General features: G+C 66.2%; 13 protein-coding genes. 6 read left to right on the top strand and 7 right to left on the bottom strand.

Annotated features, from left to right (window positions below; all coding sequences use genetic code 11):
- Positions 1-215: 215 nt before the first annotated feature.
- The 6 genes from K6V06_RS00455 (at position 216) to dacB (ending at position 6435) form a co-directional block, all read left to right on the top strand.
- On the top strand, positions 216-1478 hold the full coding sequence (locus tag K6V06_RS00455; RefSeq protein WP_222239606.1) for a flavin-dependent oxidoreductase: 1263 nt from the start codon (positions 216-218) through the stop codon (positions 1476-1478).
- 83 nt (positions 1479-1561) lie between these two features.
- Positions 1562-2683: an ABC transporter substrate-binding protein gene (locus tag K6V06_RS00450; protein WP_222239959.1), complete on the top strand. Its 1122-nt coding sequence runs from the start codon at positions 1562-1564 to the stop codon at positions 2681-2683.
- Entirely contained in the window at positions 2680-3171 is a 492-nt protein-coding gene (locus K6V06_RS00445) for a DUF3237 domain-containing protein (RefSeq protein ID WP_370637340.1), read from the top strand. Before K6V06_RS00450 ends, K6V06_RS00445 begins: the two co-directional genes overlap by 4 nt.
- A gap of 29 nt (positions 3172-3200) precedes the next feature.
- Complete coding sequence (locus K6V06_RS00440; protein ID WP_222239605.1) at positions 3201-3710, top strand: MarR family winged helix-turn-helix transcriptional regulator; 510 nt, start codon at positions 3201-3203, stop codon at positions 3708-3710.
- 229 nt (positions 3711-3939) lie between these two features.
- Positions 3940-4806, top strand: coding sequence for a hypothetical protein (locus K6V06_RS00435; protein ID WP_222239604.1), 867 nt, complete (start codon positions 3940-3942; stop codon positions 4804-4806).
- 18 nt (positions 4807-4824) lie between these two features.
- A complete protein-coding gene (gene dacB, locus K6V06_RS00430; RefSeq protein ID WP_222239603.1) occupies positions 4825-6435 on the top strand; it encodes a D-alanyl-D-alanine carboxypeptidase/D-alanyl-D-alanine-endopeptidase in 1611 nt (536 codons plus the stop codon).
- Between the two features lie 73 nt (positions 6436-6508).
- Here dacB and K6V06_RS00425 read toward each other — a convergent pair whose 3' ends face one another.
- From K6V06_RS00425 to pyk, 7 genes are all read right to left on the bottom strand, one after another.
- Positions 6509-8845 (bottom strand): hypothetical protein, encoded by a 2337-nt coding sequence (locus K6V06_RS00425; RefSeq protein WP_222239602.1) that lies wholly within the window; start codon positions 8843-8845, stop codon positions 6509-6511.
- Between the two features lie 219 nt (positions 8846-9064).
- Positions 9065-10060, bottom strand: a complete 996-nt coding sequence (locus K6V06_RS00420) for an L-threonylcarbamoyladenylate synthase (RefSeq protein WP_222239601.1) — start codon at positions 10058-10060, stop codon at positions 9065-9067.
- Positions 10061-10110: 50 nt separating this feature from the next.
- Positions 10111-11355: a 5-(carboxyamino)imidazole ribonucleotide synthase gene (locus K6V06_RS00415; protein WP_222239600.1), complete on the bottom strand. Its 1245-nt coding sequence runs from the start codon at positions 11353-11355 to the stop codon at positions 10111-10113.
- A gap of 66 nt (positions 11356-11421) precedes the next feature.
- A complete protein-coding gene (gene purE, locus K6V06_RS00410) occupies positions 11422-11925 on the bottom strand; it encodes a 5-(carboxyamino)imidazole ribonucleotide mutase (protein ID WP_222239599.1) in 504 nt (167 codons plus the stop codon).
- 9 nt (positions 11926-11934) lie between these two features.
- Positions 11935-12843 carry a phosphoribosylaminoimidazolesuccinocarboxamide synthase gene (locus K6V06_RS00405; protein WP_222239598.1) on the bottom strand — a complete coding sequence of 303 codons (909 nt, stop codon included), beginning with the start codon at positions 12841-12843 and terminating at the stop codon, positions 11935-11937.
- 216 nt (positions 12844-13059) lie between these two features.
- The gene (fba, locus tag K6V06_RS00400) at positions 13060-14124 is read right to left on the bottom strand and encodes a class II fructose-bisphosphate aldolase (RefSeq protein WP_222239597.1); all 1065 of its coding nucleotides are present in this window, start codon (positions 14122-14124) and stop codon (positions 13060-13062) included.
- A gap of 266 nt (positions 14125-14390) precedes the next feature.
- Positions 14391-15827: a pyruvate kinase gene (gene pyk, locus K6V06_RS00395; protein WP_222239596.1), complete on the bottom strand. Its 1437-nt coding sequence runs from the start codon at positions 15825-15827 to the stop codon at positions 14391-14393.
- Positions 15828-15860: the final 33 nt, after the last annotated feature.

Genomic DNA, 15860 nt, shown 5'->3' with positions numbered 1-15860 from the left:
GCCAATTCACCATCCCAACAGCAAAAGCCGATAGTGGTGGACGCCGTGCTTCTGTGCTTTCGTTTTTTGAATGGAAAGGTCGAAATCCGCAAAGTCTGTCTGCGCTCCTATGGCGAGGGTTTTTCCCGACCGTTGCCGGGTTGATCCACGCCCCCATATCGTTATAGTCTGCAACAATATATTGCGGCGTCGCGGGTACGCCGGGAGGAACTGCAATGACGATTGCCATCATGGGGGGCGGCATCGGCGGCCTGACGCTGGCGCTGATGTGCCATCGTGCCGGCCTGGAAGCGGAAGTATGGGAGGCGAGCGATGCCCTGCGACCGCTCGGGGTCGGCATCAATCTGCTGCCGCATGCCGTCCGCGAACTGGCCGAACTGGGCCTGCAGGACGAGATCGCGGCCATGGGCATCGAAACTGCCTCGCTCTCCTACTTCAACAAGCATGGCCAACGTATCTGGCACGAACCGCGGGGTCTGGCTGCCGGCTACCCGGTGCCGCAGTTCTCGGTACATCGAGGGGAGCTGCAGATGCTGCTGTACCGCGTGGCATGCGAGCGCCTTGGGACCGAGCGCATTCATACCGGTCATGCATTCGAATCGCTGGCCACGACCGGCTCGCACGCGAATGCGCCCGTCCTGTTCACGCTGCGGCGCCGCGCAGACGGCAAGGCCGTGCAGGGGCAGGCGGATGTGCTGGTGGGCGCCGACGGCATCCATTCGGCGGTGCGCCGCCACTTCTATCCACTCGGCGATGCGCCGCGCTTCTCCCAGCGCATGCTGTGGCGCGGAGTCACGGAAGCGCCGCCGTTCCTTGACGGCCGCTCGATGTTCATGGCCGGCCACCAGGACCAGAAGTTCGTCGCCTATCCGATTTCCGAGCCGCTGCGACGACAGGGACGGTCACTGATCAACTGGATCGCCGAGCTGCGCGTCCCCGCTGAAGCCGACGAAGCCCCGCCGCGCAGCGACTGGAACCGGGCCGTCGACAAGTCGGTGTTTGCCGACGCTTTCTCGCATTGGCGCTGGGACTGGATCGACATCCCCGCGCTGATCGACGGCGCGCGGGCCATCTATGAATTCCCCATGGTCGACAAGGACCCGCTGCCGCGCTGGACCTTCGGCCGCGTGACGTTGCTGGGCGATGCCGCTCATCCCATGTATCCGATCGGCTCGAACGGCAGTGCCCAGGCTATCGTCGACGCACGTCATCTGGTCGATTGCCTGACCGGCACGGAGGACACCGGCTATGCACTGCGCGAGTACGAAGCGGAGCGGCTGCCGCGCACGGCCGGGATCGTGCTGCGCAATCGGCTGAACGGCCCGGAACAGGTGATGCAGCTGGCCGAGTTGCGCGCGCCGCAAGGCTTCTCCGATATCGAGCAGGTAATTCCCCGCGCCGAACTGGAAGCGATCGCGGCGCGCTACAAGCAGCTCGCCGGCTTCGACCGGCAGTCGGTGCGGGCACCGCCCCGCTGAGCAGCTGCCGCCATCCCGATATGACAATGACAAGAGGAGACACCATGACGCACCGCCCCATCCCGTCGCACGCGCGCCTGGCAATGGCCGTTGCCGCCGTTGCCGGCGCGCTGTACTGCGCCGGTGCGATGGCAGACGTGACCGTCGGCATCAGCATTTCGTCGACCGGTCCGTCGGCATCGCTCGGCATCCCGCAGAAGCAGTCGCTGAACCTGATGCCCGAGCGGATCGGCGGCGAAACCATTCGCTATATCGTGATGGACGACGCCTCCGATCCCACCCAGGCCACGCGCGTGGCGCGGCGCTTCGTCACCGAGGACAAGGTCGACATCATCCTGGGCTCCTCTGCCGTCGCCCCATCCATTGCCATCTCCGAAGTCGCCGAGGAAAGCAGGACGGTACAGCTGGCGTTCTCGCCGATCGAACTCAAGCCCGGCCGGGGCGAGTGGACCTATCGCCTGGCGCAGCCAGTAAGGCTGATGGCAGAGGCGGTCGCGAGCACGGCGAAGGCCAACGGCGTCAAGAGCGTTGCCTTCATCGGCTTTGCCGACGCCTACGGCGAAACCTGGTGGAAGGATTTCTCCTCCGCCGCAGCCGCCAACGGCATTCGCATCCTCGCCAACGAGCGCTATGCCCGCTCCGATACCGCCGTGACGGCGCAGGTGCTGAAAATGATGGCCGCGCGTCCCGACGCGATGCTGATTGCCGGCGCGGGAACCGGCGCTGCACTGCCGCACACCACGTTGCGCGAGCGCGGCTACCGCGGCCCGGTCTATCACACGCACGGCGCTGCCACCAAGGACCTGATCCGCATCGGCGGCAAGGCGGTCGATGGCACCATCCTGCCCGCCGGGCCGGTCATCGTGGCCGAGCAGCTTGCGGAAACGGCAGCCACCAGGAAACCGGGTCTGGACTATGTCAGCCGCTACGAGAAACAGTTCGGGGCCGACAGCCGCACGCAATTCGGTGCGCACCCCTACGATGCCGGCCTGGTGCTGCAGCGGATCGTCCCGGTGGCGCTCAAGCAGGCCAAACCCGGCACGCCGGAATTTCGCGCGGCACTCAAGCGCGCGCTGGAGACCGAACGCGAGATCGTCGTCTCGCACGGCGTGCTCAACTACACCAGCCAGGACCATTTCGGCTTCGATGAGCGCGGGCGCGTGATGCTGACCATCGACAAGGGCGACTGGAGGCTGCTCAAGTGAACCCCGCGTTCGCCCTGCCCACGCCGGCACTCGAGCATGTTGCCGATTTCGAGTTCGAGCTCGCCGCACCGCTGGAGGCCGGCGTCAGTGCGCTGGGCCAGCGGCGTGTCATTCCGATCCTCGCCGGGGTGGTGGACGGTCCCTTGCTCCAGGGACGCATCCTGCCCGGCGGCGCGGATTTCCAGTTGGTGCGGCACGCCGGCGGCGACGGCTTCACTGTCGCCGATATCGAAGCGCGCTATGTGCTGGAGACTGGCGACGGCGCGCGCATCTACATCGTCAATAGCGGGCTGCGCAGCGGTCCCGAGGGAATCATCGCCCGGCTTGCCGCTGGCGAACCGGTCGATCCGCAGCAGGTGTACTTCCGTACCGCGCCGCGCTTCGAAACCGACGCGCCCGCCTATCGCTGGCTGATGCGGCATACCTTCGTCGCCACCGGACAGCGGCTGCCGAACAAGGTGAGGATGCGATACTTCAAGGTGACGTAGTAGCCAACGCGGGCGGCGCCCGCCATCGTATGACCCTTCCCCCCTCCTCACGGCGGCCAGCCGGCCCGCTTGCCCCCGATCCTGCCGGCGAGTCAAGCGGCTTCGAGCCGCATCTGCCGGGCTTCGATTACGGCGTGCTCGACACGCTGGTCGGCTATGCGATTCGCCGCGCGCAGATCCGCCTGTACGAAGACTTCGTGCGCTCGCTGGCGCAGTGGAACATCACCCCGCCCCGCTTCTCCGCGCTGGTGCTGATATCGTCCAATCCCGGCCTGAAGCTGACCGATCTGGCAAGGCTGATGGGCATTGCACGCTCCGGCGCGGTGTTGCTGGTCGACGCACTGGAGGAGATGAAGCTGGTGGCAAGGCGTCCTGCCCTGAAGGACAAGCGGGCCTACAGCCTTGCACTCACGTCCACCGGGAGAAAGACACTGGAAGCAGCGACAGCAGCCGTGATGGAGCACGATGCCCGGATCTCCCGCGAGCTGTCGCCCGAGGAGAAGGAAGCCCTGCGGCGGATGCTCGATCGAATCGGCTAGCCCCTGCGGATCGCGGACATACTGTTTTCAGACCTGCCTGCCGTTCTTCCGCATCCGTGCCGGGCCTCACGCGCTGCAAACCTGAGATTCACGGCGCTTTGTGAAAGCGGTCGATTGCCTATCTCAATGACCATTACAGATCGGCTCCGCCGGGCAGGAGATGCCGGGCGCGAGAGCCGACTGTTGCGGGCCTCAAGGGCCCCTGGATCAAGAGAGGTTTGGAGTTGGTATGGCATTGAGCGCAATCGGAGCAAATCAGGCGTCGGACTTCAGGCGTTCCGACCCTTCGGCGGACGACACCGAGAAACCCGAGAAGACGCCGGTATCCGGCACGACAGCCGCTTCAGCGGATTCTCCGCCAGCGCAGTCCGCTAGTGAATCCGCCCAGGCTGTGGAGACGGAGCCTGCACGGCCCGTATCCGACGCTACGATCGCTGAGCCGTCCGGTGATGCGGCGGCGACTGGCGCGGCAGCCGGCGAACGGTTGTCTGCCCTGCGGGACGGGCCGTGCGGGCTTCAACAGGAGCTCGACAGGCTGAGTCTGGCCATCGAGCAGCTACCCAAAGGCAAACGCAGGAACGAGATCGTGGGGCAGGCAGCCGAAGCCCTCAAACTTGCCGCGGCCGCACAGAAGGCCGGGGAGGATGTGCAACGGATCGATCGGGAACTAGCCAACCAGTCGAACGTGCAGTCGGCGCCAAATTCCGTTGCGCTTCACAAGGAGCTGAACAATTGTCTCGCCACCATCCACAGCGCGGTGCGCGCGCTCGACACGCTGGACAAAGCCGTTGAAGGTCATTGCGCCGACTTCCCCGGCACCGGCGCCGCCGTTCGCGCCGCAATTGCAACTGTAGTGGCGGCGCTACTGGCGCTGGCGCTCATGGTTGTCTTCCCCCCATTGGGTGTGATTGCAGGCGGCGCCGTGGCGATTGGCGGCCTTGTCGGCGTGGTTGGCCTCATCGCGGAATACAGCGACCGCGTGGACCGGCGCGTCGATTGCTGGGCTGCCGGCAAGGCGGCATCCGACCACCTTGCAGCAATGGCGCAACGCGCTGCCAAACTGACATCGCGCATGGAGGCCCCCGCCAGGAGTTAAGCCGCACCTTGCGGTACCATGCCGGGCATGCCGCTCGATCGACCCCGACTTCGCCGCCTGTCGGCGCTTCTTGCGTGCAGCCTGGCGTTCTCCTCCGTCGCCGACGCTGCGAGCAAGCGCGTACGCGCCATCAAACCTCCCACTTCCCAGTCAGCGGCCGCTGCTACGGCGGCCGGTTCGGCCGGCGCATCCCCCGGCACCTCAGCTGACACCTCGGCTGCCGCCCGGCAATTGCCCGGGGGCCTGCCGGTGCCGGTCTTGACGGCTTTGCAGAAAGCCGGCATCCCGCTTTCGTCGACCAGCTTCTATGTGGTCGAAGTCGGCGCGCCAGCGCCGCTCGTGTCATGGAACGCGCAGGCCGCGATGAATCCGGCGTCGACCATGAAGCTGGTCACCACCTTCGCCGGCCTTCAGCTGCTCGGTCCGAGCTTCCGCTGGCAGACGTCGCTGTATGCCGAGCGGCAGCCGGACGAGAACGGCGTGGTCGGCAATCTCTATCTGCGCGGACACGGTGACCCGAAGCTCGTACCGGAGGAGATGGCGCGACTGGTGACCAATGCCAAGCGCTCCGGCGTGGAGACCATTGCCGGCGATCTGATCCTGGACCGCAGCTACTTCGTCGAAGGGCTGGACAACGGCCAAACCATCGACGGTGAAGTGCAGCGAGCCTATAACGTCAAGCCTGACGCGCTGCTCTATTCCTTCAAGACGCTATCCTTTACGTTGCGCCCGGCGCCCGGCGGGCAAGGCGTGGAAGTCGCCGCCACGCCGGCATTGGCCCAGCTGCGGATCGACAACCGGCTGACGCTCACCAACGGCCGCTGCGGCGATTGGAGGTCCCAGGCGGGTCCAGCGATCCTGCCGCGCGCGGACGGCACGGTGCAGGCGGTCTTTGAGGGGCGCTACGCCGCGGATTGCGGCGAACAGTCGATCAACATCGCCGCCCTGACGCATGACGACTTCATCGGTGGCGGCTTCGTCGCCGAGTGGCTTGCCTCCGGCGGCCAGTTTGCCAGGCCGCCTCGTATCCGCGCTGGTCGCGTGCCGCGGCTGCGCTTCCGCGTGGCGCGGCACTACGGCCCGCCGCTGGCGGACATCATCCGCGACATCAACAAGTTCTCGAACAATGTCATGGCGCGGCAGCTGTTCCTGACCATCGGCGCGGAGATCGAGGACGGCGGTCCAGGCAGTACGGCAACGGCTGCGCGCGCAATCCAGGAATGGCTGTCGCATCAGGGGCTGGACATGCCGACGCTGGTGCTCGACAACGGCAGCGGCCTGTCGCGGGAGGAACGGATCAGCGCCTACGACATGGCCCGGCTGCTGCAGCAGGCGCTGGCCAGCGAAGCGGCGACGGTCTTTCTGCAATCGCTGCCGGTGCTGGGAGTCGACGGCACGCTGCGCAACCGGCTGACCGGCAGTCCGGCGGCTGGACATGGCTACTTGAAGACGGGCACGCTGGCGGACGTCAAGGCGATTGCCGGCTACGTCGACGCCATGGACGGGCGCCGCTATGTGGTCGTCAATCTTGTCAATCATGACAACGCGGCCCGCGCCCAGGAGGCGCAGGACGCGTTGCTGGAGTGGGTGTATCGAGGACAGGCCCGGGCAGCGCAGGCCTTCCGCTAGTTGTCGTTGTGCCATGCGATACCCGGTGCCTCATTGCCGCGCTTCCTTCCAGCGCGGCAATGATGGCGTTTCGTCAGGCCAGATTCCCGATCGGAGCGAGAGCAGTGCCATCGGCTTGCGCCGACGGCTGGAATGGCGAGGGCGTCCTAGGTTCAGGTACTCCTGTCGCGGCGTCCAGCGTGAACGTCAACGTCGCCATCATGATGTCGACCTTGGACCGGGCATGGTCAAGCTGGTGTTGCAGCTCCGCATCGATGGGAGGTACGCCAGCCATGGGAACCGCCCCCTTGGGTTCGATGCCGGATTGAGGCTTGCTCAGCAAATCGAGGGCGGACTGGTACAGAGGCTCGTCAAACCGGTCGGTGTAATTGACATTGAGCGCGCTTCGCACTGCTCTCAGCCTTGCCAGCCACTGCCGGCCGGTGGCCATGGTGTCCACGGACGCAGGCGTTCCGCTCGACTCGAGGAAGGCCTGCGAAAAGGCCTGGATCTCGCTGTCCGCCCATGCCAGAAGATCGGCAGCGCGCTGCTCGTTCGCGCTCACGCGGCGCTCGGCCTCGATGGCCCCTCCTTCGGCCGGCCCCCCCTTGGCGGAGTCGGGCGCTTGCGCGATGGAGAACAGCCGCTCCAGCTCGGCAAGGTTCTCTCCCAAGGTCCTGTTTTCCTCTTGCACTGCCTCGCCCAAGTCACGCGCGCTAGCCGCCGTCGCAGGAGGTCTGGCCCCCCTCAAGGAAAACAATCCGATATTCGGATCCGTCCTCGGATCGGAATATCGGGTCGCAATCAAGTTGCGATCGATCTCCGGGGCGTAAGCTTCGCGTGCTGCCCGCAGCATGCCGTCGCTTGCCTTCACTGTGAGGCTGGAAACCACGCCGTGATTCCCCAAGATGCTAAGGTTGGCCTCGCCGCGAATGACCTCTCCCGACTTGACGGAGACGGTCTTCCCGGACGCACCCAGGCTGACGTCGCCATCGACCCTGACAGGTACGACCACGCCGACACGCGCAAGAACGGTGCCGTCCGGCGCTACCCTTACCTCTGTTTGGGCGACATCCTCGTCGACGTGCAGAAACAGCGGGTTCTGCTCGCCCGGACGGAGGCCGACACGGGCCGCGAGAAAATCGACCATGGCCGCGCGCAGATACCGTTGGGGGGCCTGCGTCAACAGGAAGTCAAGAGCGGCGGCAATATCGGAGTCGCCCTTGCTCTGCGTTCGGATAAAGTCGTCGATCTCGCCCTCCATCGCCTCCATCTTTCCGCGCAGTGCTCCTTCCAGCGTGGATTTGGCTTCCAGCAGCTGCTTTTGAAGATCGTATCGCTTCCTAACCAATGCCGCAGCGTCGCCATCCGCAGCGCCGGTTTTCCCCAGCGCGACCTCCGCCCGCGCAACTTCACGCAGTTCGCTCTTGACACTATCGATCCGTGCGCGCTCGTCGCGACACCCATGCTGCACGGCGGCGATGGTGGCGTCCGATACCACTGGCTTGCCATCGTGGAGGTAGGGGTAGTTGGGGCCCCAATCGCAGTCCGTCGCAAGCCGCGGATCCCACCTACCGATCCCGCGGTCCAGCAGCCGTTGGCAGGTCTCCCGTGCGACACGGTTTGCGTGCGTATTGAAGAGCGGATCAACCGCTGCGTCGAGCAATGGCAGCAGTGACTGATGTGTTTTGCGCGTGCCCTCGATGGCGTTCCTGATACCGGCATGCAGGTCGCGAAGGTGCCCTTCGTCCAGCCGATCGCTGCGCCAGGACGTCACGCCTAGATAGCCGAACCCGCCCGTGCCGATCAATACCCCGGCACCAAAGATCAGGGCGATGCCCAGGGGCGGCAACGCGAAACTTGCGAGCGCAGCAGCTACCATGGTGGCCGCCGTGACAGCCAGCGTGAGGATGGAGATCTTCAGTGGCCCTGCTGGCATGCGTGCCTTGCGTACCGCTTCGCCGAGCGCCGACAGCTGTTGCTCGAGCTCGGTGAAGGCACGCATGTCGAGCTGGCGTATCTCGCGCGGCATCAGCATCAACGCATCGGGCATCGCCGCCGACGAATCTTTTGCCATCGAGAGGCGGTTGACGAGCCGCTGCGCCAGCGCTTCCGCGGCCTCCAGCTTCCTCCGGCAGGCGTCGATCTCGCGCAACAGTCGCTCCCGGGAACGCGCGTCCGGAATCAGCTCGGCCTCTTTTTTCAATGCGGTGAGGGGCTCCGAGCATCTCGACCATATGTCGCAGACATGGCTCGTCGACGATAGCGACGCGTCTTCCTGCGGGGCGAGATCCTGCACCTTGCCTGGCAGCGCCGTGTTCCCGGCAGCTTTGTGTGCAGAAGGGTCGGTGGCATTGGTGCCGTCAGGCGGGAGCGGCGATGGGGTGTGCGGTTCTACGCGATTGACACGGTGGGATGCGATTTCTGGCATGCGACTTCTGGCGACGTGAAGATATGAAAAACACTTCCGCCGCGCCCGGAGGCGGCTTCGATCAGGCACCGTGGCCGGCGGAAGACATATCGCCAGCTTGCTTGCGATTAAAGCAAATTGCTTTCGCTCAAGACCGTACACTTTAGGTTACGCCCAGCATTGCACCGGCACTCATGTGAAAGAGGCAGCCGAATGCCAGCGTGTCCAGGGTGGTGAGCGTCAGCCCTGGCTGCAGAAGGCTGCGGCAGCGCGTTGCAAGCGATCGCGAACGCCGGCCCATTCCTCACTGTCGGGGACAGGCTCGATGACCAGGCGAACGAAGCCCTCCTTGTCGAGGCGACGCAGCAGCCGGTACAGCTCGCGCGCGTAGGCAGCAGGGTCTGAGGGTGCGTGCACCCATACACAGCGGGCATCCCCGGCCGGCGCGCGCGCAACCCAGGCGATGCGCGCGTCGGCGGCAAGCCCATCAAGATGCGCCACGAGCGTCGCCGCGTCGGCCAGCACCAGCGGCGTGCGTGGTGCGTAATGCGCCTTCAGCGTGCCGGAAGCGCGGGGGGCGGCAGTGTCGGGCGGCAGCGGCGCGGCGCCCAGCACGGCGGCCATCATGTCGGCCGTGATGGCACCAGGACGCAACAGCACGGGACCAACCCCCTGATCGACGCGCGACAGATCGACGATGGTCGACTCGATGCCGACTTCGACGCCGTCGCCCTCGACCACGTAGATGCTGTCGCCGAACTCGTCGCGCACGTGCTGTGCGGTGGTCGGGCTGACATGGCCGAACTTGTTGGCCGACGGCGCGGCGATGCCGCCGCGGCCGCGCCGGAAGCGCGACAGCAGCGCCTGGGCCACCGGATGCGAGGGGCAGCGCAGGCCGATGCTGTCCTGCCCGCCGGCAACGGCGGCAGGGATATGCGCGGCGCGCTTGAGGATCAACGTCAGCGGACCGGGCCAGAAGGCGTCGATCAGCTTCTGCGCGGCCTCGGGCACGTCATCGGTCCAGTGGCCGATATCCGCGCCATCGACCACGTGGACGATGATGGGATGGTTCGAGGGCCGCCCCTTGGCAGCAAAGATCTTCGCCACCGCTTCCGGGTTCTCCGCATCGGCACCCAGGCCGTAGACGGTTTCGGTCGGAAAGGCGACCAGCTCGCCGGATTCCAGCAGGCGGGCGGCGTGGTCGAGTTCGGCGGCGGTAGGCTGGCGCGACATCATGGAATGCAGGGGCGGCGAAGAACCGTGAAAAACGTAGCGGGCGGCGAGATTCAGCGCGCGATATGCAGCGCGGCCAGCGCCGCATCGAAGGCGCGGTCGGCGTCCTCTGCCCGTTCGCCGACGCAGTTGACATGGCCCATCTTGCGGCCGGGCCGGGCATCGCTCTTGCCGTACAGGTGCAGCCTGGCGCCCGGGTGCGCGACCACCTCGTGCCATGCGGGCGTGCGCTCGAGCCCGAATTCGTACCAGACATCGCCCAGCAGGTTCAGCATCTTGCCCGGCGAATGCTGGCGGGTGCTGCCCAGCGGCAGGCGCGCCATCGCCCGCACCTGCTGCTCGAACTGGCTGGTCTCGCACGCATCCATGGTGATATGGCCGGAGTTGTGCGGGCGCGGCGCCATCTCGTTGGCGACCAGCGAGCCGTCGGTCAGCACGAAGAACTCGATGCAGAGCACGCCGACGTAACCCATCTCGCCGGTGATGATGGCGGCGGCTTCGCGTGCGCGGGCGGCGATCTCCGGGGAGACCTGGCGCGAGGGCATCACCGTCGAGAACAGGATGCCGTCACGGTGCACGTTCTCCGCCAGCGGCCACGTGGCGGTCTGGCCGTCGGCGCCGCGAGCGGCCAGCACCGACACTTCGTAGGCCAACGGCAGCATCTTCTCCAGCACGCACGGCACCTGCTGCATCGCCTTCCAGGCGGCACGTACATCGTCACGGGACTTGACACGAGCCTGACCCTTGCCGTCATAGCCCATGCGCGCGGTCTTCAGGATGCCGGGCAGCAGGCCCTCGGGCAGCTGGTCGATATCGGCATCGTGCTGGATGACCCAGTGCGGTGCTGTCGAAACGCCGGTGCGCTCGGCGCAGCTGGCGAAGAACTTCTTCTCGCCGATGCGGTTCTGCGCGATCGACACGCAGTAGCCGCGCGGCGCGACGAAGGCGCCCAGCTGTTCCAGCCGGTCCAGCGACATCGACGGCACGTTCTCGAATTCGGTGCTGACCGCGGCGCACAGCCGGCCCATTTCGGCCAGCGCCGCGTCATCGTGGTAGCCGGCGCAGATATGTTTGTCCGCGACCGCGCCTGCGGGGCTGTCCTGGTCGGGATCGAGCACGCAGACCTTGTAACCCATCGCCTGCGCGGCGTGCGTGAACATGCGGCCGAGCTGGCCGCCGCCCAGCATGCCAAGCCACGCGCCCGGCAGGATCGGCGCCTGCGGATTGTCGAGGCCCGCCTCGTGCAGCGATTCAGGGGTGTGCGCCTCGGCGAGATGGGGGTGAAGGTCGGTAGGCATGCGGGTGGTCCTGCGGCGGAGAGAACGAAGGATGCTGGCAGCCGGCTGTGAGGGCCGGCCGCGGCGTTACAGAGGCAGCGTCATGGCACGCGCCGCCTCGGTCTGGCGGGCGCGGAACGCTTCGAGGGCAGTGGCCAGCGCGTCATCGGTCGCTGCCAGCGTAGCGATCGCATGCAGCGCCGCATTGGCCGCTCCCGCCTCGCCGATGGCGAAGGTCGCGACCGGCACGCCCTTGGGCATCTGCACGATCGACAGCAGCGAGTCCTCGCCACGCAGGTACTTCGACGGCACCGGCACGCCGAACACCGGCACGATGGTTTTCGCTGCGATCATGCCCGGCAAATGGGCGGCGCCGCCCGCGCCGGCGATGATGGCGCGCAGCCCGCGCGAGCGCGCGGTCTCGGCATAGCGGTACATGTCGTCGGCCATCCGGTGCGCCGATACCACCTGCGCCTCGAAGGGAACGCCGAAGTCCTTGAGCATCGCCACCGCGTGCTGCATCACGTCCCAGTCGGAGCTGCTGCCCATCACCACGCCGACCAGCGGCTTGTTCGTCTGGCTCACTTCCATTCCTTTGCGTTACTGCAGTTCCTGGCCCGTCAGGCGGGTCAGCGCTTCGCGGTACTTTGCCGCGGTCTTCTCGATGACGTCGGCGGGCAGCGCCGGCGCCGGCGCGGTCTTGGGCCAGGGCTTGCCGTCGATGCGCACGGCTTCGAGCCAGTCGCGGACGAACTGCTTGTCGAACGACGGCGGGTTGGTGCCGACCTGATAGGAGTCGGCCGGCCAGAAGCGCGACGAATCGGCGGTCAGCACTTCGTCCATCAGCGTCAGCGTGCCGTTCTCGTCGAGGCCGAACTCGAACTTGGTGTCGGCGATGATGATGCCGCGCGTGGCAGCGTAGTCCGCCGCTTCCTGGTACAGGCGGATGGAAATGTCGCGCATTTGCGCAGCCAGGTCCTTGCCGATGCGCGCCTCGACCTCGGCAAAGCTGATGTTCTCGTCGTGCTCGCCCATCTCGGCCTTGGCCGCGGGCGTGAAGATCGGCTCGGGCAGCTTCTGGGCGTTTTGCAGCCCGGCGGGCAGCGCGATGCCGCAGACGCTGCCGGTCGCCTGGTAGTCCTTCCAGCCGCTGCCGGCCAGATAGCCGCGTACCACCGCTTCGACCAGGATGGGCTTGAGGCGCTTGACCACCACGGCCCGGCCCTGGACCTGCGCGACTTCGTCCGGCTGCACCACGCTCTCGGCCGCGATGCCGGTCTCGTGGTTCGGCACGATGTGCGCGAGCTTGCCGAACCAGAAGTTGGCCATCTGGTTCAGCACGCGGCCCTTGCCGGGAATGGGCTCGCCGAGGATCACATCGAACGCCGACAGGCGGTCGGTGGTGACGATCAGCAGCTTGTCGTCGCCGACGGCATAGTTGTCGCGGACCTTGCCATGGCCAAGCAGCGGCAGCGAGCGGATGGAGGATTCGTAGAGGGCGTCAGACATGATGAACGGAACGGGAGAAACGGGAGCAGGCAGCCAGCCGGCTTGGTGACCGGGCTACCGCCTGCCCTCTGCCCCGGCCCTTCCTGCGAAAATCGAGGACGGGAGAAAACAATGAGGGGCTTCGTGCGGTAGCGAAGCCCCATCCGCGGGCCGGCTCCGAATGTGCCGGAGTGGCCCGCGTACCTTCGGTCAGCCGATAACCGGCTTATTGCAACCTTATTGCACCACTTGCGCCAGCGCGCCCGACTTGTACTGGCCGGCGATGTCGGTCAGCGAAACCGGCTTGATCTTGCCGGCCTGGCCTTCGCAGCCGAAGGCGACATAGCGCGCCTTGCAGACCTGCTTGGCCGCCTCGCGGGCCGGCTTCAGGTATTCGCGCGGGTCGAACTTGCTCGGGTTCTCGACGAAGAAGCGGCGGATCGCACCGGTCATGGCCAGGCGGATATCGGTGTCGATATTGATCTTGCGCACGCCGTACTTGATCGCTTCCTGGATTTCCTCGACCGGCACGCCGTAGGTTTCCTTCATGTCGCCACCGAACTGGCGGATCTCTTCCAGCAGTTCCTGCGGCACCGACGACGAGCCGTGCATCACCAGGTGGGTGTTGGGGATGCGAGCGTGGATTTCCTTGATGCGGCTGATCGCCAGGATGTCGCCCGTGGGCTTGCGGGTGAACTTGTAGGCGCCGTGCGAGGTGCCGATGGCAATCGCGAGGGCATCCAGCTGGGTGGCCTTGACGAAGTCGGCGGCCTGCTCGGGGTCGGTCAGCAGCATCGAGTGGTCGAGCTTGCCTTCCGCGCCGATGCCGTCTTCCTCGCCCGCCTCACCGGTTTCCAGCGAACCGAGGCAGCCCAGTTCGCCTTCCACGGTCACGCCGACGGCGTGGGCCATCTGCACAACCTTGCGGGTCACTTCGACGTTGTAGTCGTATTCCGCCGGGGTCTTGCCGTCCTCGCGCAGCGAGCCGTCCATCATCACCGACGAGAAGCCCAGGTCGATCGCGCCCTGACAGATCGCCGGCGATTGGCCGTGGTCCTGGTGCATCACGACGGGGATATGCGGATACGCTTCCACGGCCGCCTCGATCAGGTGACGCAGGAAGTGCTCGCCTGCATACTTCCGGGCGCCGGCCGAAGCCTGCATGATCACCGGCGCGTTGACCTCGTCCGCCGCCTGCATGATCGCCTGCACCTGTTCCAGATTATTGACGTTGAATGCCGGCAGACCGTAGCCGTTCTCCGCGGCGTGGTCGAGTAGCTGGCGCATCGAAACGAGTGGCATGTCAGACTCCTGAAAAAAGAATGGGTGTTCTGTAGTGTCGTATTGAGTGGCCGCGGACGGCGATGCTGGCTGCCGCCCTGGATTCGCCCTTGTTATGCCGCTGCGGCGCCGCGCTCGGCGCGCGCTGCGATTCCTCTCGTGTCATTCGGGCTTGCCGGGCCGTCCACTGGACCGCCCCCGGCCTTTCGCTGTATTTCCCGCCGCACCGTGTCGATCGTGCCGGCGGCCGCCTTCGTTCGGCAGCGTTCGGCGCGCTTGCTGCTGCATTACAAACCCACTCGCACAATCTTTAGCGTATTGGTGCCGCCGGGCTGCCCCATCGGCTCGCCGATCGTCAATACGATGAAGTCCCCGCGCTGCACCACGCCGCGGGCCAGCAACAATTCCTCCGCCTGCTCCAGCGCGGTGTCCCGGTCGGTACTCGATTCGAGCGCCAGCGGTACCACATTGCGATACAGCTGCATCTTGCGCTGCGAGGCCAGGTTCGGCGTCATCGCGTAGATCGGCACATGGATGCGGTGACGGCTCATCCACAGCGCAGTGGCGCCGGAATCGGTCAGCGCGGCAATGGCCTTCACTTGCAGATGATAGGCGGTGAATAGCGCCCCCATCGCAATCGACTGGTCGATGCGGGTGAAGGTCTGGTTCAGGAAGTCGGTGTCCAGTTGCACGACCTCGGACTTCTCGGCCTCGATGCACACCGCCGCCATCGCCTCGACGGTCTCCACGGGATAGCGGCCGGCAGCGGTCTCCGCCGACAGCATCACCGCGTCGGTGCCGTCCAGCACCGCGTTGGCGACGTCCGACACCTCCGCGCGCGTCGGCACGGGGTTGACGATCATGCTCTCCATCATCTGTGTCGCGGTGATGGCCAGCTTGTTGGCTTCGCGCGCCAGCCGGATCATGCGCTTCTGCAGCGCCGGTACCGCCGCGTTGCCCACCTCGACGGCGAGGTCGCCGCGCGCCACCATGATGCCGTCCGACGCCGCCAGGATTTCCTCCAGCACGCCCGGCCGAATCGCCTCGGCACGCTCGATCTTCGCGATCATGCGCGCCTTGTGGCCGAACTGCTGGCCGGCGACGGCCGCCAGCTGCCGCGCCATTTCCATGTCGGTGGCGTTCTTGGGGAAACTGACCGCGATATAGTCGGCGCCCAGCGCCATCGCGGTCTTGATGTCGTCCATGTCCTTGGCCGTCAGCGCCGGCGCCGACAACCCGCCGCCCTGGCGGTTGATGCCCTTGTTGTTGGACAGGTCGCCGCCAACCTTGACGGTGGTGAAGATCTCGTTGCCGATCACGCGATCGACTTCCAGCACGATCAGGCCGTCATTGAGCAGCAGCAGGTCGCCCGGGCCGACATCACGCGGCAGGTCGCGGTAATCCAGGCCGGCGCGCTCCTGATTGCCGAGCTTGCAGTCGGCATCGAGCACGAAGGCGTCGCCGGTCTTCAGGCTGACCTTGCCCTCCTCGAACTTGCCGACGCGGATCTTCGGACCCTGCAGGTCGGCCATGATCGCCACTTCGCGGCCGCACGACTGCGCCGCCTCCCGAACCAGCCGGGCCCGCTCGATGTGGTCCTCGGCGGTGCCATGGGAGAAATTGAGCCGCACCACGTCCACGCCGGCCGCGATCATGCGGGTCAGCATTTCCAGCGTGCTGGAGGCGGGGCCGATGGTGGCGACGATCTTGGTGGAGCGGGTCATCTCGATTCCTTGTCCTTGGCGGGGGCGCGTGGC

Source organism: Cupriavidus sp. AU9028, assembly GCF_019795295.1.
Lineage (GTDB): Bacteria > Pseudomonadota > Gammaproteobacteria > Burkholderiales > Burkholderiaceae > Cupriavidus.
Note: the sequence above shows the minus strand (reverse complement) of the source record. Positions and strands in the feature narration are given on the sequence as shown.